Source organism: Bradyrhizobium centrolobii (assembly GCF_001641635.1).
Classification (GTDB): Bacteria; Pseudomonadota; Alphaproteobacteria; order Rhizobiales; family Xanthobacteraceae; genus Bradyrhizobium; species Bradyrhizobium centrolobii.
The window spans coordinates 16008-33940 of sequence record NZ_LUUB01000054.1; the positions used below are offsets into that span (position 1 = coordinate 16008).

The window sequence follows — 17933 nt, forward strand, 5'->3', positions numbered from 1 at the left end:
CGCCCGATCAAGGGTGATTGCTTCCGATTGTGGTTCCTCTGCCACAGGTTTGAAATTGCAGTCCGGGACAACCGGTTCGCTCTTGAAAACTGCCCGCTGCTTGCTAACGCGCGATTTTCATGTTGCAATATCCGACACAATCGGATTTGGCCGCTCGACTGTGCGTTTCGCGACGTTGACACTCAAGACTCGAACAGACTTCCGGAAGCCCGTTTGTGGCGTGGCACGCGAAAAGCGGCCGCGTCTTTTTTGTATCTAGAGGAGGAGACTGGCGATGCAAAAGGGCACCGTCAAATGGTTCAACCCGACCAAGGGCTATGGGTTCATCAAGCCGAACGGCAGCGACAAGGACGTGTTCGTCCATATCTCTGCCGTCGAGCGCGCGGGCCTCACGACCCTCAATGAAAACCAGGTGGTTGAATACGACCTCGTGGAGAACCGCGGCAAGACATCCGCGGAGAACCTCAAGGTTTCCTGATTTCTCGCAACACTCTCGCGCAGAGATCACGACGTTGCCCCCGGCTCTGCCGGGGGATTTTGTTTGGCTTGGAGCCCCGGTCCGCATGGGCTGCATGCAATGAGGATTCGACGGGTCCGGGACGCTGACCTCGACGCGCTCTACGCAATCTCGCTTGCGACGGGGTCTGCGGGAGCCGACGCGGCTCATCTCTACCTGGACGGCCGGCTGTTGGGTCATATCTACTCGGCGCCCTATGCACGCCTCGCGCCCGATCTTGCACTGGTGGTCGAAGACCAAGCCGGTGTTGCCGGATTTGCTGTCGGTGCGACCGATACCGAGAGCTGGGAAGCGCGGCTGGAGCGGGAATGGTGGCCGTATCTGCGCAGGCAATATCCCGATCCCACCGGCGCGCCCGGCGATTGGGCGGCCGATCAAAGGCGTTGCGCCATGATCCATCATCCCGAGCGAACGCCGGCGAGCGTCGCGCGTGACTACCCGGCCCATATGCATCTGAATTTGCTTCCGCGACTGCAACAGCAAGGCCTTGGCACGAGACTCATGCATGCGTGGCTTGAGCGCGCGCGCGAAAGAGAAGCGCGCGCCGTCCATGTCGGCGTCAATCGTGCCAACTCAGGCGCACTGAAGTTCTGGGCGCGGCGGGGCTTTCAGCCGCTGGCGGTCAAGGACGGCGCGGCTCGCACGGCCTGGATGGGCCGTCTAATGCTCGTTTAGGTCCGACGCCCTGGCCGCCACAGGCGAAATCAGAAAATTCTCCGAAGGCCCGCTCCCCGCAGTCTTGGAGACGTCGCCCTCAATCCGGACCTTGCCGGTTGCGAGCAGGCGCAGCGCTTCGGGATAGATGCGGTGCTCGACTTCGAGAATGCGTTCGGAGAGCGTGTCCGCTGTGTCGTTGTCGCTGACGGGGACCGCGCCCTGCATCACGATCGGGCCGGCGTCGGTCGCGGGGATCACGAAGTGGACTGTCGCGCCGGACACTTTCACGCCGGCGCGCAAGGCCTGGCCGTGTGGGTCGAGGCCGGGGAAGGACGGCAGCAGCGACGGATGGATGTTGAGCATCCGTCCGTACCAGCTTTGGGTGAATTCGGCCGTGAACAGGCGCATGAAGCCGCCGAGACAAATCAGCTCGATGCCGTGCTGATCGAGCGCTGCCTGCAGCACCGCTTCAAAACCGGCGCGGTCCTTGCCGAACGGCTTGCTCTCGATCACAAGCGTCGGCACGCCGCTCGCCTTGGCCTTCTCCAGGCCCGGCGCGTCGGCCTTGTTCGAGATGACGAGTGCGATCTCCGCCGGGAAATCCGGCGCGGCCGCGGCCTTGATCAGGGCGACCATGTTCGAGCCCCGGCCGGAAATCAGGATGGCCACACGTCGCTTCATCGGCTTACAGCGCGAGATCGAGGTGGCCGTTATAGACGACGCGCTGCTCGCCTTCGGCCGGGATCACGGTGCCGAGCTGCGCCACTGTCTCGCCGGCATCGGTGAACACCTGCATCACCTTGTCGACGGCGTCCGGCTCGACGATCGCGATCATGCCGATGCCGCAGTTGAAGGTGCGCAGCATTTCGAGCTCGGCGAGGCCGCCCTGCGCCGCCAGCCATTTGAACACCGGCAGCACCGGCAGGTTGGCGAGATCGATGCCGACGCCGAGATGCTTCGGCAGCACGCGCGGAATGTTGTCGGTGAAGCCGCCGCCGGTAATGTGGGCAAGACCCTTCACCGCGCCGGTCTCGCGGATCGCGCGCAGGCAGGATTTGACGTAGAGCCGCGTCGGCGTCAGCAGCGCGCCGCCGAGGGTCATGACAGGCGAAAACGGCGCCTGCGCCTCGAAGCCGATGCCGGACTGCTCGACGATCTTGCGCACCAGCGAGAAGCCGTTGGAATGCACGCCGGAGGATGCCAGCCCAATCACGGCATCCCCGGCCGCGACGTCCTTGCGCGGCAGCAGCGTGCCGCGCTCGGCGGCGCCGACGGCAAATCCGGCCAGATCGTAGTCGCCATCCTTGTAGAGGCCGGGCATCTCGGCGGTCTCGCCGCCGATCAGCGCGCAACCGGATTCCCGGCAACCCTCGGCAACGCCCGCGACGATCGCCGCCGCGGCCTCCGGATCGAGCTTGCCGCAGGCGAAATAGTCGAGGAAAAACAGTGGCTCGGCGCCTTGCACCACAAGGTCGTTGACGCTCATGGCGACGAGGTCGATGCCGATCCCGCCATGCAGGCCGGTCTCGATCGCGATCTTGACCTTGGTGCCGACGCCGTCGGTGGCGGCGACCAGGACGGGGTCCTTGAAGCCGGCTGCCTTGAGGTCGAACAGGCCGCCGAATCCGCCGATCTCGGCGTCGGCGCCGGGGCGCGCGGTGGCGCGCACCATCGGCTTGATCAGGTCGACCAGGCGGTTGCCCGCGTCGATGTCGACGCCTGAATCGGCGTAAGTGAGGCCGTTTTTGCGGTCGGTCATGCCCGATTTCCAGTGGGTTTGCGGCTGGTTACGTCGAATTCCGGGGACACGCAATGGCTCGCATGGCGCCCCGCGCTATACTATGTAGATATCAACCGGTTCAGCCTCCAAAGGGCCGGATTTGAGGTCACACAGGGTGCCGGGAAGCGCCGCGTGAGTATTCCGAACATCATTACCCTGGGCCGCATCATGCTGGTCCCGATCATTGTCTGGGCCATCGTGTCGAGCCAAATGGAGGTGGCGTTCGCTGTGTTCCTGATCGCCGGCATCAGCGACGCCGTCGACGGCTTCCTGGCCAAGCGCTTCAACATGAGGAGCGAGCTCGGCGCCCTGCTCGACCCGCTTGCCGACAAGGCGCTGCTGGTCTCGATCTACCTGGCGCTCGGCATCTGGGGTGACATCCCGCGCTGGATCGTGATCCTGGTGGTGTCGCGCGACATCATGATCGTCGCTGCGGTGATCGTATCCTGGCTGTTCGACAAGCCAGTCGAGATGAAGCCGTCGATGGTGTCGAAGCTCAACACCGCAGCCCAGGTGGCGTATGCGGCCTTGGTGCTGGCCGCCCTCGCCTTCGGCTTCAAGCCGGCGCCCTATGATATTATCCTGATGGGCCTCGTGACGGTCTTCACACTCTCCTCGGTGTCGCTCTATCTGGTCGGATGGCTGCGGCACATGAGCACCATTGAGGCCAAGTGAGGTCGAGTGAGACCAAGTGGGCGAGCGCTGACAGGCCCTGCAAAAGGCCAAGTCAAACTGAATAAGCCGCGCTCGATACGTCGAATCTCTGCAAGTGAGGCCGGCACGCCCGGCATGGAGCAAAGCTAGCGTGGCAGGCCGCGTTCATCCCCGACAATTGGCATTTTCGCTCCCGCACGCGGAGAGCCTCAGCCGGGACAATTTTCTCGAAGGCCCCGCCAACGCAGCGGGGTTTGCCTTGATCGACGGCTGGCCGGAATGGCCGAACCGGATCATGTGGCTGGCCGGCCCTGAGGGGTCGGGAAAAAGCCACCTCGCCGCGATCTGGGCCGAGGAGGCCGGCGCCCGCTCGACCACGGCCAATGCGCTGACCGCGGCGACCGTGCCGGGAGCGCTGGCAACCGGCGCCCTGGTGGTCGAGGACCTCAGGGCCAAGGACTTCGACGAGCGCGCCCTCTTCCACCTGATGAACCTGGCCCGCGAGGACGGCGCCTATGTCCTCTTCACCGGGCGCGAACTTCCGGCCGCGCTCGACATCGAGCTGCGCGACCTGCGCTCGCGCCTGCGCGCGGTGCCGGCAATCTCGCTCCTGCCCCCGGACGACCAGCTGTTCCGCGGCCTGATCGTGAAGTTCTGTGCTGACCGCCAGCTCACGGTCGATGAGAGCGTGGTGAGCTACCTCGCCACCCGCCTGGAGCGGTCCTCAGCGGCCGCCCGGCGGGCGGTGGAGCTCCTGGACAGCGAGGCCCTGCGGCTCGGCCGGCCCGTGACCCGGGCGCTGGCCGCCGACCTGCTGCGCGACGCCTGACAGGGGACCCCGTCCCACCCCCCAAGGCCGCTTGACGCGGCGGAGCGGCGGAACATCAATGTCATTGAAACGTCATCGCATTAACACATGCTCCCGCCGGTTTTGCGCGTAAGTCGCAAGGTAAGGCGAGACAAGATGGACCGACTTCTGATGGACTCCGCGCAAGCCGTTGAAATCAAAGATAAAATCACGGAAATCGAGGGCCAGCCGGCGATCGCCACGAGCCCCGAGCGATTCATCAACCGCGAGCTCTCCTGGCTGCATTTCAACCGCCGCGTCCTCGAGGAATCGGTCAATGCCCACCATCCGGTGCTGGAGCGGGTGCGATTCCTGTCGATTTCGGCGAACAACCTCGACGAATTCTTCATGGTCCGCGTCGCCGGCATCAAGGCCCAGGTGCGCGAGGGCATTCCCGAGCGCAGCCCCGATGGCCTGACGCCGTCCGAGCAGCTCGCGCTGATCAATCGCACCGTCTCCCGGCTTGCCAGCGACCAGCAGGCGATCTGGCGCGACCTGCGCAGCACGCTCGCCGACGTCGGCATCGTGCTGGTCGACGGCAAGGACGTCACCAAGGCGGAACGGGCCTGGATCGAGGACTACTTCCTCAACAACGTGTTCCCGCTGCTGACGCCGCTCGCGATCGATCCGGCCCACCCCTTCCCGTTCATTCCGAGCCTCGGCTTCACCATCGCGCTGCAACTGACGCGCGCCGCTGACGGCAAGCAGATGAACGCGCTCATCCGCATGCCCGGCAAGATCGACCGCTTCATCCGCATGCCCGCGGACGGCGTGGTGCGGCTGATCTCGCTGGAACAAGCCACCGCCCTGTTCATCAACCGCCTGTTCCCCGGATACAACCTCCACGGCCAGGGCGCCTTCCGCATCATCCGCGACTCCGAAATGGAAATCGAGGAAGAGGCCGAAGACCTCGTCCGCGTGTTCGAGACCGCGCTGAAGCGCCGTCGCCGCGGGTCGGTGATCCGGCTCGAGATTGACGCCAAGACGCCGGAGGAGCTGCGCAGCTTCGTGCAGCACGCGCTGTCGGCCGCCGACGACGAAGTCTTCCTCGTGGACGGCGTGCTCGCCATGAACGAGCTCTCGCAGCTCACCCGCATCGACCGGCCCGACCTCGAATTCACCCCTTACGTGCCGCGCCATCCCGAGCGCGTGCGCGAGCATGGCGGCGACATCTTCGCAGCGATCCGCCAGAAGGATCTGATCGTCCACCACCCCTACGAATCCTTCGACGTGGTGGTGCAGTTCCTGCAGCAGGCCGCGCGCGACCCCGACGTCGTCGCAATCAAGCAGACGCTCTACCGCACCTCCAACAACTCGCCGATCGTGCGCGCGCTTGCGGAAGCCGCCGAGGCCGGCAAGTCCGTCACTGCGCTGATCGAGCTGAAGGCGCGCTTCGACGAGGAGGCCAACATCCGCTGGGCGCGCGACCTCGAGCGCGCGGGCGTGCAGGTCGTCTACGGCTTCCTCGAGCTCAAGACGCACGCAAAGCTTTCGATGGTGGTGCGCCGCGAGGGCGGCAGCCTCACCACCTATGTCCACACCGGCACCGGTAACTACCATCCGGTCACCGCGCGCATCTACACCGACCTCTCCTATTTCACTTCGGATCCGACCATCGGCCGCGACGCCGCGCGCGTCTTCAACTTCATCACCGGCTATGCGGCGCCGAGCGATCTGGAGAAGATGGCGGTGTCACCGCTGACGCTGCGCGGACGCATCATCGAGCACATCCAGGCCGAGACCGCGCATGCGCAGCACGGCCGGCCGGGCGCGGTCTGGATGAAGATGAATGCGCTGGTCGACCCCGACATCATCGACGCGCTCTACGAGGCCTCGCAGGCCGGCGTCCAGGTCGAGCTCGTGGTGCGTGGCATCTGCTGCCTGCGGCCCGGAATCCCCGGCCTGTCAGAGAACATCCGCGTCAAGTCGATCATCGGACGCTTCCTGGAACACGGCCGAATCTACTGCTTCGGCATGGGCCAGGGCCTGCCGAGCGCCAAAGCGGCTGTGTATATCTCGTCGGCAGACATGATGCCGCGCAACCTCGACCGTCGCGTCGAGGCTCTGTGTCCGTTACAAAATCCCACGGTGCATCAGCAGGTTCTCGAACAGATCATGGTCGCGAATCTGAAGGACAATGAGCAGAGCTGGCAGTTGTTGCCGGACGGGTCCTCAACGCGTATGAAAGCCGCGAAGGGCGAGGAGCCTTTCAACGTCCACAACTACTTCATGACAAATCCGAGTCTGTCTGGCCGTGGAAAGTCGCTCAAGGAATCCTCGCCGCGCCGTCTCACGCGCCGGAACGAACGCCATCAAGCCTGATCGGAGATTGTCGTGGTGACGCGGCCGCGCAAGCGCAGCGCGAGCGTCGCCGTCATCGACATCGGTTCCAACTCGGTCCGTCTCGTCGTCTACGAGGCGCTGGCACGCAGCCTCATTCCGATCTTCAACGAGAAGACGCTGTGCGGCCTCGGGCGCGAGGTGCAGAGCACCGGCCTGCTCGCGCCTGATGCCGTTGATAAGGCGCTGACCTCGCTCAGGCGGTTTCGGGCGTTGTGCCGCGTGATGCAGGTCGGGCGGGTCTTTGCGATCGCCACCGCCGCCTGCCGCGACGCCTCCAACGGCCCCGACTTCATCGCGAAAGCCGAGCACATCTGCGCCGTCAAGATCGAGATCCTGTCCGGACCGCGCGAGGCGCGGCTGTCGGCGCTCGGCGTGATCTCGGGGATTCATCATCCCGACGGCATCGTCGGCGACCTCGGTGGCGGCTCGCTCGAGCTGATCGACGTGCGCCGCAACAGCGTGCGCAGCGGCGTGACGCTGCCGCTCGGCGGTCTCGCGCTCCAGGACCTCGCGCACAAATCGCTGAAGCGCGCCGACCGCATCGTCCGCGACGAGCTCGACGACGTGCCGCAGCTCACGGCCGGCCGCGGCCGCACCTTCTATGCGGTCGGCGGCACCTGGCGCGCGCTCGCACGCATCCACATCATCCAGAGCGGCTACCCGCTCCAGGTCATGCACGGCTATTCCATCCCCGCCGCTGAAGCGCTCGACTTCGCGCGCCGGCTGCGGCGTTTGGCGGCCGCCGACATGCTGGCCGACATCGAGGTCGTTGCGGATGCGCGGCGTCCCCTGCTCACCTATGCGGCCCTGGTTCTCGAGCACATCATCCGCGTCGCGAAGCCGAAGACCATCGTATTCTCGACCTTCGGCGTGCGCGAAGGCCTGTTGCACGAGAAGCTGACGGAGGCCGAGCGCAGCAAGGACGGCCTGATCTGCGCGGCCGAGGAGCTGAACCAGCTCTTGTCGCGCTCGGCCCGCCACGCCCGCGAGCTGATCGCCTGGAGTGACCGCCTCGTGCGCGTGGTGAAGCTGCGCGAGACCGAGGAGGACCGCCGCTTACGCCACACCGCATGCCTACTCTCCGACATCGGCTGGCGCGTGCATCCCGACCATCGCGGCGAGCAGACGCTGAGCCTCGTCGTCAACGCCAATTTCGGCGCGATCAATCATCAGGAGCGCGCCTTCGTCGGCCTGTCCGTGTTCTACCGCTACGCGGGCTTAAGTCAGGAAAACCAGCCGCCGCTGACGATGCAGGAGCTGCTGACGCCGGCCCAGCTCGAGCGCGCCCGCTTGCTGGGCGCTGCGTTCCGCGTCGCGCATCTGATTTCGGCGGCGCGGCCCGGCGTGCTGCCGGCCACGCATTTCCGGAGCCAGAGCCGCAAGCTGATGCTGGTGTTCGAGCACAAGCTCGGCGACCTCGTCGCCGATCGCGTCGGTGGCCGCTTCCGCCAGCTCGCCCGCCTGATCGGCCGCTCCGGCTCGATCGTCCGCCGCTAGCACGACGAGTACAACAGCTGTTTGGTCACCTCTCCCGACGGGGAGAGGTCGGATTGCGAAGCAATCCGGGTGAGGGGCCGCGGCGCTCAGTGAGACTGTATCCCCTCACCCGGATCGCATCTGTCGATGCGATCCGACCTCTCCCTTCGGGAGAGGTGAAGCGCGTACCTCGATTCGGAAGAGGCCTACTCCGCCGACGCCTTGGCGTGACGCTCCGAGGATTCAAGCGCGGCCTGGCTCATGCTGCGCCGGCGCCAGATGTAGCCCACGACCAGCACGACGACGACGCCCAGCGCGGCGCAGAGATACTCGCCGCCTCCGCCGCCGTGGGCGAATTGCGGCGGGATGCGCAGAGCTGCGAGCATCGAATCCAGCGAGGCGCCCAACGGGCCGTCGAACAGGGTATGCAGCTTCGGCTCGACGCCGGGATCGGTCGCGATCACCTCGCCCGCGATCCAGCCGAGCAGCGCCGCGCCTGCCCAGACCAGGATCGGCAGTTTTGCCAGAAGTGCCATGATCAGCGCGGCGCCGGCCACGATCAGCGGCACGCTGATGGCAAGGCCGAGGATCAGCAGCGGGACGCTGCCATTGGCAGCGGCGGCCACCGCGATGACGTTGTCGAGACTCATGACGATGTCGGCGACAACGACGATCTGCACGGCCTGCCAGAGATGCGAGGCCGACTCGACGCCGTCCTCGTCCTCCTCTTCGGGCACCAGCAGCTTGGCCGCGATCACGATCAGCGCGAGACCGCCGATGAGCTTGAGGTACGGCAGCGCCATCAGGCTCGCGACGATGCCGGTGAAGATGATCCGGAGCAGCACCGCGGCGCCGGCACCCAGGATCATGCCCCACAGCCGATGCCGCGGCTTCAGGCCGCGGCAGGCGAGCGCGATCACCAGCGCATTGTCGCCGGACAGCAGGATGTTGATCCAGATGATCTTGCCAACCGCAATCCAGAAGGTCGGTTCGGCCATCTCATTGCGGAACTGGGTGAAGAACGACCCGATGGTGGCGGGATCGAAGATCTGCCAGAGCCAGTTCACAATGCGTCCTTTCGCCCCGAATTAACGTGCCGGCTGACGGGTCAGCCGACGATCTCGTTGCCCGAGAAGAACTGCGCGATCTCGACCACCGCTGTCTCCGGCGCATCCGAGCCGTGCACGGAGTTCTCGCCAATCGACTTGGCGTAGAGCTTGCGGATGGTGCCATCGGCCGCCTTCGACGGATCGGTCGCGCCCATCACTTCGCGATACTTGGTGATCGCGCCCTCGCCTTCCAGCACTTGCACCACGACCGGGCCCGAGGTCATGAAGTCGACGAGCTCGCCGAAGAACGGGCGCGCCTTGTGGACGGCATAGAAGGTCTCGGCCTGACCCTTGGTCATGCGGATGCGCTTCTGGGCGACGATGCGCAGGCCCGCCTTCTCGATCACGGCGTTGACTGCGCCGGTCAGGTTACGCTCGGTCGCGTCGGGCTTGATGATCGAGAAGGTGCGTTCAGTCGCCATGATCTTGTCCTTGAGGAAAAGCGGTGGTGTGGAGTTGCGGGGGCTTATATCGGCGCCTTCGCCGAACGGCAAGCGACCCCCAGAACGGCTTCACGGGCGCTTCGCCGCAGGGCGAAGCCAGCATGGATTACAACAATTTCACCCAGATGAACCCAATCTGTAGTCCCCGTCAGGATTCGGTTCAGCATCTCCGGCATAGGCTCTCCTCCATCGAAACCAAAGCCTCCTCCCGAGGCGGACCGTTTCGGCGGCCTTTCAATCGACGCGCAGGCCCGCGCCGGCAGTTTTCAGGAGATCACGATGTTGAGGAAACTTTCGCTTGCCGCAGTTGCCGCGGTCGCGCTGGGTGCCGCGCTGGCGCCGACCTCCGCCTCCGCTCACTGGCATGGCGGCTGGGGCTGGTACGGCGGTGGCTGGCATCACGGCTACGGCTGGGGCGCACCACGCTTCTATGTCGGCGGCCCCGTCTCCTACGGCTATGGCGGCTGCTATGTGCGCCGGCTGGTCCCGACCCCCTGGGGACCGCGCTGGCGGCTGATCAACCGCTGCTACTGAGCCCGACAGCACCTTAATCGTACCATCCAAGGTACCTTCCAGGAGAAGCCCCGGCGTGCCCCCGCCGGGGCTTTGCTTTTAGCGCCCAATTGGCCGCACATCACCGAATTAATACAATCTTTACTGAAAGGCGAAGCACCCCAGGCAGAGGGCGAAACAAATTCGCGGTCAGTGACTTGGTAGGGTGTCATTATCTTGAAGCAACGGAACCCTGCCATGACTGGCCTTTTCGCCAATGACAGCGAACAGATCGACCGGCGCACCAGCCGTTCGATTTGCGATGCCGTGGGCGAACGGCTGCAGCAGAGCCTTCGCCCAGAGCCGCGACTCACGTCGCATCTTGAGCACCTCCTGAACGAGCTCAAAAAGCGCGATCGCGAGGGCGGTTCGAACAACTGACGGATCAAAAACGGGTTGCGTTCGCGGCGCCTTGCGGTGACAAGGCGGCATGCTTTCCATCACCGACCTCTCGGTCCGGCTCGCCGGACGCCTCCTGATCGACCAGAGTTCCGTGCAGATCACCCCCGGATCGCGCGTTGGTCTGGTTGGGCGCAACGGCACCGGCAAGTCGACCCTGTTCAAGGTGATCCGCGGCGAGCTGGCCGCGGAACACGGCTCCGTCACCCTGCCGCCGCGCTGGCGCGTTGGCAGCCTTGCGCAGGAGGCGCCGAACGGACCGGAGAGCCTGATCGAGGTCGTGCTCAAGGCGGACCTCGAGCGCGACGCGCTGCTGCGCGAGGCCGAAAGCGCGACCGATCCGCACCAGATCGCGGAGATCCAGACCCGGCTCGTCGACATCGACGCGCATTCCGCCCCGAGCAGAGCGGCCGCGATTCTCTCTGGCCTCGGCTTTTCGGCCGCGGACCAGGCGCGCCCTTGCGCGGAATTCTCCGGCGGCTGGCGCATGCGTGTCGCGCTGGCCGCGACGCTCTTCGCCGCCCCTGACCTGCTCCTGCTCGACGAGCCCACCAACTATCTCGACCTCGAAGGCACGCTGTGGCTGGAGGACCATCTGGCGCACTATCCGCGCACGGTGATCGTGATCAGCCACGACCGCGACCTGCTCGAGAGCTCCGTCGACCAGATCCTGCATCTGGAGCGCGGTAAGCTCACGCTCTATCGCGGCTCCTACTCCTCCTTCGAGGAGCAGCGTGCCGCGCGCGAGCTGCTGGACGCCAAGCAGGTCAAGCGCCAGGAAGCCGAACGCGCGCGCCTGCAGGCCTTCGTCGACCGCTTCAAGGCCAAGGCATCGAAGGCACGACAGGCTCAATCGCGCGTAAAAATGCTCGAGCGGCTGAAGCCGATCACGGCGCTCGTGACCGAGGACGTGCACGAGATCAGCTTTCCCGCACCCGAAAAGATGCTGTCGCCGCCGATCATCGCCGTCGACAACGTCTCGGTCGGCTACGATCCGGCGACACCGGTGCTGGGCCGCGTCACCCTGCGTATCGACAATGACGACCGCATCGCGCTTCTCGGCGCCAACGGCAACGGCAAGTCGACGCTGGTCAAGCTGCTCGCGGGCCGCCTTGCACCGTACTCGGGCAAGGTCACGCGCGCCGATAAATTGTCGATCGCCTATTTCGCGCAGCATCAGCTCGACGAACTGAACGAGGACGCTTCCGCCTATGATCACGTTCGCAAGCTGATGGGCGATGCGCCGGAGGCCAAGGTGCGTGCGCGCGCCGGCGCGATCGGTTTCTCGGGCAAGGCGGCGGACACCAAGGCGGGCAAGCTGTCCGGCGGCGAGAAGGCGCGGCTGCTGCTGGGGCTTGCGACCTTCTTCGGCCCCAACATGATCATCCTGGACGAGCCGACCAACCATCTCGACATCGACAGCCGCGCCGCGCTCGCGGAGGCGATCAATGAGTTTCCCGGCGCGGTGATCATGGTCTCGCACGACCGCTATCTGATCGAGGCCTGCGCCGAGCGGCTCTGGATCGTCGCCGAGCGCACTGTGACCAACTATGACGGCGACCTCGACGAATACCGCCGCCTGGTGCTGTCGTCGCGCAACGCGGAAGCCTCGCCGCGCGAGCGCAACGGCGTGGGCGAGAAGCCGCAGCGCGCCAGGACCGACAACCGGGGCTCGTTGAAAAAGCGCATCGCGGAAGCCGAGGCCGAGATCGCCCGCGTCAGTGAGATCATCGCCAAGATCGACACCGCGCTCGCCCTGCCCGACATCTTCACGCGCGACCCCAAGCAGGCCGCGCAGCTATCGAAGGCGCGCTCGAATGCAGCCGACGCGCTGGCGCGTGCGGAGGAGCAATGGCTCGAGGCGAGCGCGCAATATGACGAGGTGGCGGGCTAAAGGCTCTCCGGGCCCGGTTGCGCGAGGCTCTTGTCAAAATTTGAAAAACAACCCCATGCAAAGTAGCAGGGCGGTATCATAACACCAAAAAGCTGACATCAGCGCTGTGTGATCGCGATCTGCCGGATATCCACTCCCCAAGCTCTTCGGACTCAAGAGAGGTATCACGCGGAGTCCACATCCCCCGCATTTTGAGCGTATCGCGAAACGAATTGTGCCGACCGCGTGATCGTTCTCTGCGCGGCGGCACAGCGCAACCTTCGACGAACTTCATGCCGGCCCGCCCGAGGGCCGGCATGAGTTCACATTCTCAACCGACCTTCTTGGCGGCTGGAACCGTCCATGTGCCGTTGATGATCGACGGGTCCGTTTCGTCCGGCCAATACATGCGCAGCATGAGTATGAAATCTCCCTCAGGCGCGGGAAGCCAGTTCGCTTCCTTGTCTTTGCCCGGCGAGTCCTTCTGAATGTAGAGATCGGTTGAACCGTCCGGATTTTCCTTCAAGTCTTGCCGCGCGCTGATCGAGTAGCGGTTGAGCGGATTGTTCACAAAGAAGTAGCTGCTGTCGTACATCGTCAGCGACCAAAATCCCTCGACGGGCGGCAGATGGCCCTTGGGAAACCGCATGACGTACTTGCTTGCGCCATTGTATTTTTGGCCATCCGCATCCTTTTGCGAGGTCGGGTAGACCGCGTCCTGCGGACGGTTGGCGCCGAGGCCGATGGCGGTCACGAGGGCCCGCATCAGATAGTCGGTGCCATAGATGCCGGTTTTGGTCGTGAAGGCAAAGCCATTCTCGTCCTTGACGGCCTTGTTGATCTTGAACTGAAGCATGATCCTGTCGAACGACACCTCCGGTAAGCGCTTTAGGAAGTCAGCCTTGAGCTTGCTCTCATCAAAATCCTGTCCGGGAACGATACCGATGCGGACGAATTTGGCGAGCTGGGGCGCATCTGCGGCCGACGGCGGATTGGTCTTCATCAGCTCGCACAGCAGCTTGAAATACGACACCGCGTCCATGCGATTGACCTGTTCGCGGACAGCCGTCTTCATGTCGATCGACGGATCGACTTTTCCCGGAGGTGGCGTGTACGGCTTGCCGTAGGCACTGAGCGGAACGAGCTTGCACTCGTCCTGCAGCTTGTGGACCGCCGCATAGTCCTCCGGCGTGCCGGTGCAATAGATGCGACCGAGCAGCCACACGATGTTGGTGGGCGACTTGTACTCCTTCACGCCATCCGGCAGCGTGCCTTTCCAGCCCGGTCCGGTGATTGCGTAGGTCTGTGCGTCCGTGCCGGTAGTGCGCTTCCCTGGCACGTGGAACACCGTCGTCCAGCCATCCAGCATAGGCATCAAGAAATAGCGCCCCTTCATGTCCGGGATGCTGAGGACCCACGGTTCTTTCCCGACATCGAAAAAGGAAGTCGTGTAGAGAGTGTCCGCGTTCGGCGCTGTGACATCCCTGAATGAGGCGTCCGGATAGTGGCGCAGCTTGATGATATGGCCCATCGGCCCTCGCGTGCCCACGGGCTCGGCGACGTTGGTGATAATCCGCCGGGTCATCTCCATCGTCACCAGAGGATAGCCGAATATGTAAGCGTCGCTCGCGAGCCAGAAATCCTCCAGGCCTTGGCCCACACCAAGGAAAGAATCTTGGGCAAGGGTTGACCCTGGTGCAGCTGCTCCTGCCAGCAGCCCCATTCCACCAAATGCGAGGGATCGACGGGTGATCGTCATCGTATTTCCTTTCCTGAATCGAACTCAAATGACGGGTAGCGATTTCAGATTGGGCTTATGCCCTCGAAGGCGGCGACGGTGATTTCCTCAATGACAGGGTGATCCGGGAAGAACTGCGCAGTGCTGCGGTGCCCGCCAGTCTGCGCTGATCAATAGCAAGGCGGATAAGGATAGTATCCGCACCGGGGCGCGTAGTACGGATAGGCCGCAGCTCCCGCGACGGCGGCCGCCCCCGCAAAGGCAGCACCACGATAGAAAGCACCGCGCCAGGCCGTCCGGCGGGCAACGCCGGCAAAGGACAACGGCGTGAAGGGTCGGCCAATGATGTCGATGAAGACCGATGCCGGTCCATCAGCTCCCGCAAGATCGCCTTCAAGTACATCGACATCGAAAGTCAGCTTGTCGCCTTCAAGCTTTGGCGATTTCAGTACAACGACGGCGTCGGTCACCGATGATCCGTCTTTCTTGAATCCGGAAACCGTGGCGTTTGGAGGATCTTTCGCGAAGTTGTCGCTGCCGTTGCCCCAATCCTCGACAATTCGCGCGGTAAGATCGTGACCGGCAGCCCGAACGGGCCGATCGGCAAATACGATTGCATTCGGCGAAATCCCGGTCAGAACAAGCCTCCCGTCCTTCAAGCTGGCGCCGCGCGAATTGAGGACGAAGAGAGAGGGAACGACTTCCGGCTTTGCCTGACCTATAGCTTTCTCAAGCGGAATGTGCGGCTTATTCTCGGGTGCGGATTGAGCAACAAGCTGTTGCGGGACGGCTAACAATCCGGCGGCGCAAACTGCAATCAGAGCTGCACGAAGGGTCATCGTGGTTCTCCCCGGAAAGTGGGTTGTTTTCTTTATCGCCGGCTAGCTTCCCAAACTCGGCCCACGCACGTTGCAGGCATTGTCGACAAACAGCGGATCCTCAGGAGTTTTGGCAATCGATTTCGGCAAGCAACTTCCTGAACATTTCGCGCCAATTCAGATCACAAGTCTTGCCATTTCGCGCCAATCGCTGAGAATAGTTCAGCGGTCGATCGCGCAAGGTCTTCGATGGCGCGCCTGCCCATGCTTACGGGCAAGTTGCTGACGCCTGTAAATGACAGGTTGAACTTTCATCAAACGCACGAAAGCGCGGCTGAAGCTGCTTGCGTTGGTATACCCGAGGAATTTGGCGATATCCGACAGGCGCTTGCTTGAATCCACGAGCAAGCGGCAAGCGATGTGCAGGCGAGCCTTGGCGAGCATTTCGCTGTGACTCGTGCCCATGCGACCGAGATGACGCTGCAACGTGCGAGCGCTGATCTTGAGTGCACGAGCGGTACTATCGAGGGTTGCGTCACCGTGTCGCAGCGACGCGACTATAACCGCGTGGACCGCCTGGGATGAAGGCAAACGGACAGCTCTCATCGGTCAGTGTGAGGCGTGAAGCCCATGCTCCCTCAAGAGAAAACCGATGCTTCAAAGTTAAAGCTGTTTCGGCGGACGAATCTGGCCATCAGCCGCCAATTGCCAAGCGTTACTCGGCAAAGGCAGGGCAAGAAGATTGGTGACCTGCTAGTCTGAGATCGCGGCAAAGCTTCTTGGGCAGGTAGTAATGACCGTCATTCCATTGACCCGCTGTCAATTTCTCATCCCCTTCGCAGAGATACATTCTGAAATCGGCGGTCCCACGGCGGCGCTTCTCGCCAAATTTCAGTTGCCTGCGTCTTTAGAGGAAAAAGCGGATCACTACGTGCCGTTGCTGCCGGCCGTTCGGTTCGCGACGACCGCCCAGGAAAGCCAAGGCTTGTCAGAGATTGCCTTTCGAGCAGCCCAGCGGCTCTCATTCGACCATTTGAGCGAGGCCATGAGGGTTCGAATCCGCCACGCGCCAACTCTTTTTGTTGCCCTTCAGCAGATGTGCAAGTGGGCGCCGATCGAAGACACAACCCTCCATCTATGGCTAGAGCCGTGCGGCGGGAGCATGAAAGTTTGCAGCAGGCTCATTGGAACGGAAGGCATTTCACATCTCGAGATATCCCAGTGGCTCCAGAACATATTTGTGATGCACATCGTCCGTCAGTTCGCTGGAGCGAATTGGTCTCCGAGAGTGATCGCGTTTGAAGCACACTATACACCAAGCATTGAGGTTCAATTGTACTGGCCGAATACGCGTTTCATATCGGGTCAGAAGGCTTCTTGGATCGAAGTGCCGCTGGAGCTCGTGAGCCTTACCAATCCCGCAAATGACTTTCTGCAAACGCCATCCAAGAACGAACTGCAGCCAATCGGCAGAGACGTCGTCAGCGTGCTCAGGCTTACCTTACCCGCCTACCTTGACGAGGGAGGGCTCACAATAACGCAGGCGGCCGAGATGCTTCGGCTGAGTGTCAGGAGTCTCCAGAGAAAGCTTTCGCTGGCTGGAATTACCTACGCGGGCCTACTCGAGCAGGCCCGCTTCAACAACGCGATAAAACTCCTAAGCGATACTGAAACCAAGATTATCGACATCGCGTTCTCATCGGGCTACGCCGACCCTGCACACTTTGCTCGTGCTTTCCGTCGGATCTCCGGATGCACGCCGCGAGAGTTTCGTCAGAGGCGGAGAAACGGGACAAGCGAGATCGGTCGTGCGGCCGACCAGTCACGGTATTAGCTCAATCGCGACTTTGGCTTTCGAGGCTAAAACAGACATTTCTCGCCGGCGCCAAGAAAAAATGGCTGAACGGGATTTCACTCGCCGCGACCTTCGAGGGCGAGTTCTCAGGGAACGTCACGAGCTACGCCGGCAAGGCCGCCATCAAATACGGCTGGTGAGCCCGCGATCCGGCGCTCGACGCGCCGACGATTGCACGGACCGCACGCGCCAGATGGCGCGTGCGAAATTCCGGCGCTGTGAAAACTGCAAGCACGGCAGACTTGGCGCGACAGACTTGGCACGAAAGATCTGGCGCCGGCCTTGACGGTCAACGCCTCCGGCACGCGCGCCTTCGCTCAGGTCGCGGCCTTCTTCTTCGCCTTCGGCTTGGCGGGCTTCGGTGCGGCCGGCTGCTCCGGCGTGCCTTCGATCGAGGACAGGCGGCCGGACGTGAACGTGTAGATGCCGGCACGTGGACCGGTCGTCCAGGTGACGACTGTGACGCGTCTGCCGGCGGCATCATTGGAGATGTTGACGCTGGAGGGCGCACCGATGCCGCGCACCACGTCGCATTCGGTATGGCCGAGCGCCACCGTTCCACCAGAGGTCGCAGGCGCCGTTGTCGACGCATTGGCATCGGCCGGTCCGGGCGGCGGCGCTGTGCCGGGACAGGCGCCGTCGGCGCTGACCAGATCCTCGGCCCCCACCGGCTTGTCGGGCGTCAATGGCGGCGATTCGATCGAGATGTTCTTGATGGACAGGCGGCCGGCCTTGGAAAACCATTCGGCGTCCTTCGAAAACAGATCGGTCCCGCTCGAGCAGCCCGCGATCAGCGGCGCAACGGCGGCCAACACAACTATGAGCGACCTTGGAAGCATTTGATGTCGCACGATAAACTAAATTCCCCGCGT

General features: G+C 63.4%; 18 protein-coding genes. 10 read left to right on the forward strand and 8 right to left on the reverse strand.

The window, feature by feature from the left end; all coding sequences use genetic code 11:
- Positions 1–274 precede the first annotated feature (274 nt).
- Complete coding sequence (locus AYJ54_RS15825) at positions 275–478, forward strand: cold-shock protein (RefSeq protein ID WP_063699903.1); 204 nt, start codon at positions 275–277, stop codon at positions 476–478.
- 99 nt (positions 479–577) lie between these two features.
- A complete protein-coding gene (locus AYJ54_RS15830; RefSeq protein ID WP_063699905.1) occupies positions 578–1192 on the forward strand; it encodes a GNAT family N-acetyltransferase in 615 nt (204 codons plus the stop codon).
- Here AYJ54_RS15830 and purN read toward each other — a convergent pair.
- Positions 1178–1855 (reverse strand): phosphoribosylglycinamide formyltransferase, encoded by a 678-nt coding sequence (gene purN / locus AYJ54_RS15835; RefSeq protein WP_063699906.1) that lies wholly within the window; start codon positions 1853–1855, stop codon positions 1178–1180. The two genes, AYJ54_RS15830 and purN, sit on opposite strands and share 15 nt — an antisense overlap.
- A gap of 4 nt (positions 1856–1859) precedes the next feature.
- On the reverse strand, positions 1860–2933 hold the full coding sequence (gene purM, locus AYJ54_RS15840) for a phosphoribosylformylglycinamidine cyclo-ligase (RefSeq protein WP_063699908.1): 1074 nt from the start codon (positions 2931–2933) through the stop codon (positions 1860–1862).
- A 153-nt stretch (positions 2934–3086) separates the two neighbouring features.
- On the opposite strand from purM, the gene AYJ54_RS15845 reads away from it, so the two are divergent.
- From AYJ54_RS15845 to ppx, 4 genes are all read left to right on the forward strand, one after another.
- Positions 3087–3629 (forward strand): CDP-alcohol phosphatidyltransferase family protein, encoded by a 543-nt coding sequence (locus AYJ54_RS15845; protein WP_082905674.1) that lies wholly within the window; start codon positions 3087–3089, stop codon positions 3627–3629.
- Between the two features lie 130 nt (positions 3630–3759).
- The gene (locus AYJ54_RS15850) at positions 3760–4437 is read left to right on the forward strand and encodes a P-loop NTPase family protein (protein ID WP_063699910.1); all 678 of its coding nucleotides are present in this window, start codon (positions 3760–3762) and stop codon (positions 4435–4437) included.
- A gap of 150 nt (positions 4438–4587) precedes the next feature.
- Positions 4588–6777, forward strand: a complete 2190-nt coding sequence (locus AYJ54_RS15855; RefSeq protein ID WP_063700492.1) for an RNA degradosome polyphosphate kinase — start codon at positions 4588–4590, stop codon at positions 6775–6777.
- A 15-nt stretch (positions 6778–6792) separates the two neighbouring features.
- Positions 6793–8295 (forward strand): exopolyphosphatase, encoded by a 1503-nt coding sequence (ppx, locus tag AYJ54_RS15860; protein WP_063700494.1) that lies wholly within the window; start codon positions 6793–6795, stop codon positions 8293–8295.
- A gap of 185 nt (positions 8296–8480) precedes the next feature.
- Here the strand turns inward: ppx and AYJ54_RS15865 are convergent, their stop codons facing one another.
- Together AYJ54_RS15865 and ndk are read right to left on the reverse strand one after the other, a co-directional pair.
- Positions 8481–9341, reverse strand: coding sequence for a TerC family protein (locus tag AYJ54_RS15865; protein WP_063699911.1), 861 nt, complete (start codon positions 9339–9341; stop codon positions 8481–8483).
- Positions 9342–9382: 41 nt separating this feature from the next.
- On the reverse strand, positions 9383–9805 hold the full coding sequence (gene ndk / locus AYJ54_RS15870; RefSeq protein ID WP_063700496.1) for a nucleoside-diphosphate kinase: 423 nt from the start codon (positions 9803–9805) through the stop codon (positions 9383–9385).
- 300 nt (positions 9806–10105) lie between these two features.
- Here ndk and AYJ54_RS15875 point away from each other — a divergent pair, with 300 nt between their 5' ends.
- The 3 genes from AYJ54_RS15875 to AYJ54_RS15885 all read left to right on the forward strand — a co-directional run bounded on the left by AYJ54_RS15875 (position 10106) and on the right by AYJ54_RS15885 (position 12671).
- Positions 10106–10360 (forward strand): hypothetical protein, encoded by a 255-nt coding sequence (locus AYJ54_RS15875; protein WP_063699913.1) that lies wholly within the window; start codon positions 10106–10108, stop codon positions 10358–10360.
- A gap of 216 nt (positions 10361–10576) precedes the next feature.
- Positions 10577–10759, forward strand: a complete 183-nt coding sequence (locus tag AYJ54_RS52355; protein ID WP_063699914.1) for a hypothetical protein — start codon at positions 10577–10579, stop codon at positions 10757–10759.
- Between the two features lie 49 nt (positions 10760–10808).
- Positions 10809–12671: an ABC-F family ATP-binding cassette domain-containing protein gene (locus AYJ54_RS15885; RefSeq protein WP_063699916.1), complete on the forward strand. Its 1863-nt coding sequence runs from the start codon at positions 10809–10811 to the stop codon at positions 12669–12671.
- A 310-nt stretch (positions 12672–12981) separates the two neighbouring features.
- Here AYJ54_RS15885 and AYJ54_RS15890 read toward each other — a convergent pair whose 3' ends face one another.
- The 3 genes from AYJ54_RS15890 to AYJ54_RS53490 all read right to left on the reverse strand — a co-directional run bounded on the left by AYJ54_RS15890 (position 12982) and on the right by AYJ54_RS53490 (position 15812).
- Positions 12982–14409 (reverse strand): DUF1254 domain-containing protein, encoded by a 1428-nt coding sequence (locus AYJ54_RS15890; RefSeq protein WP_063699918.1) that lies wholly within the window; start codon positions 14407–14409, stop codon positions 12982–12984.
- A gap of 149 nt (positions 14410–14558) precedes the next feature.
- A complete protein-coding gene (locus AYJ54_RS15895; protein ID WP_245329030.1) occupies positions 14559–15227 on the reverse strand; it encodes a hypothetical protein in 669 nt (222 codons plus the stop codon).
- 201 nt (positions 15228–15428) lie between these two features.
- A complete protein-coding gene (locus AYJ54_RS53490) occupies positions 15429–15812 on the reverse strand; it encodes a helix-turn-helix domain-containing protein (RefSeq protein WP_063699920.1) in 384 nt (127 codons plus the stop codon).
- A 187-nt stretch (positions 15813–15999) separates the two neighbouring features.
- Here AYJ54_RS53490 and AYJ54_RS15905 point away from each other — a divergent pair, with 187 nt between their 5' ends.
- On the forward strand, positions 16000–17040 hold the full coding sequence (locus AYJ54_RS15905) for a helix-turn-helix transcriptional regulator (protein ID WP_063699922.1): 1041 nt from the start codon (positions 16000–16002) through the stop codon (positions 17038–17040).
- A gap of 338 nt (positions 17041–17378) precedes the next feature.
- Here AYJ54_RS15905 and AYJ54_RS15910 read toward each other — a convergent pair whose 3' ends face one another.
- Entirely contained in the window at positions 17379–17900 is a 522-nt protein-coding gene (locus tag AYJ54_RS15910) for a hypothetical protein (RefSeq protein WP_063699924.1), read from the reverse strand.
- Positions 17901–17933 lie beyond the last annotated feature (33 nt).

Excerpts from the sequence above, each read along its gene's own strand:
- AYJ54_RS53490 (WP_063699920.1), bottom strand. The coding sequence starts at position 15,812 with ATGAGAGCTGTCCGTTTGCCTTCATCCCAGGCGGTCCACGCGGTTATA.
- AYJ54_RS52355 (WP_063699914.1), top strand. The coding sequence starts at position 10,577 with ATGACTGGCCTTTTCGCCAATGACAGCGAACAGATCGACCGGCGCACC.
- AYJ54_RS15855 (WP_063700492.1), top strand. The coding sequence starts at position 4,588 with ATGGACTCCGCGCAAGCCGTTGAAATCAAAGATAAAATCACGGAAATC.
- AYJ54_RS15825 (WP_063699903.1), top strand. The coding sequence starts at position 275 with ATGCAAAAGGGCACCGTCAAATGGTTCAACCCGACCAAGGGCTATGGG.
- purM (WP_063699908.1), bottom strand. The coding sequence starts at position 2,933 with ATGACCGACCGCAAAAACGGCCTCACTTACGCCGATTCAGGCGTCGAC.
- AYJ54_RS15895 (WP_245329030.1), bottom strand. The coding sequence starts at position 15,227 with ATGACCCTTCGTGCAGCTCTGATTGCAGTTTGCGCCGCCGGATTGTTA.
- AYJ54_RS15890 (WP_063699918.1), bottom strand. The coding sequence starts at position 14,409 with ATGACGATCACCCGTCGATCCCTCGCATTTGGTGGAATGGGGCTGCTG.
- purN (WP_063699906.1), bottom strand. The coding sequence starts at position 1,855 with ATGAAGCGACGTGTGGCCATCCTGATTTCCGGCCGGGGCTCGAACATG.
- AYJ54_RS15830 (WP_063699905.1), top strand. The coding sequence starts at position 578 with ATGAGGATTCGACGGGTCCGGGACGCTGACCTCGACGCGCTCTACGCA.
- AYJ54_RS15875 (WP_063699913.1), top strand. The coding sequence starts at position 10,106 with ATGTTGAGGAAACTTTCGCTTGCCGCAGTTGCCGCGGTCGCGCTGGGT.
- AYJ54_RS15905 (WP_063699922.1), top strand. The coding sequence starts at position 16,000 with ATGACCGTCATTCCATTGACCCGCTGTCAATTTCTCATCCCCTTCGCA.
- AYJ54_RS15885 (WP_063699916.1), top strand. The coding sequence starts at position 10,809 with ATGCTTTCCATCACCGACCTCTCGGTCCGGCTCGCCGGACGCCTCCTG.
- AYJ54_RS15910 (WP_063699924.1), bottom strand. The coding sequence starts at position 17,900 with ATGCTTCCAAGGTCGCTCATAGTTGTGTTGGCCGCCGTTGCGCCGCTG.
- ndk (WP_063700496.1), bottom strand. The coding sequence starts at position 9,805 with ATGGCGACTGAACGCACCTTCTCGATCATCAAGCCCGACGCGACCGAG.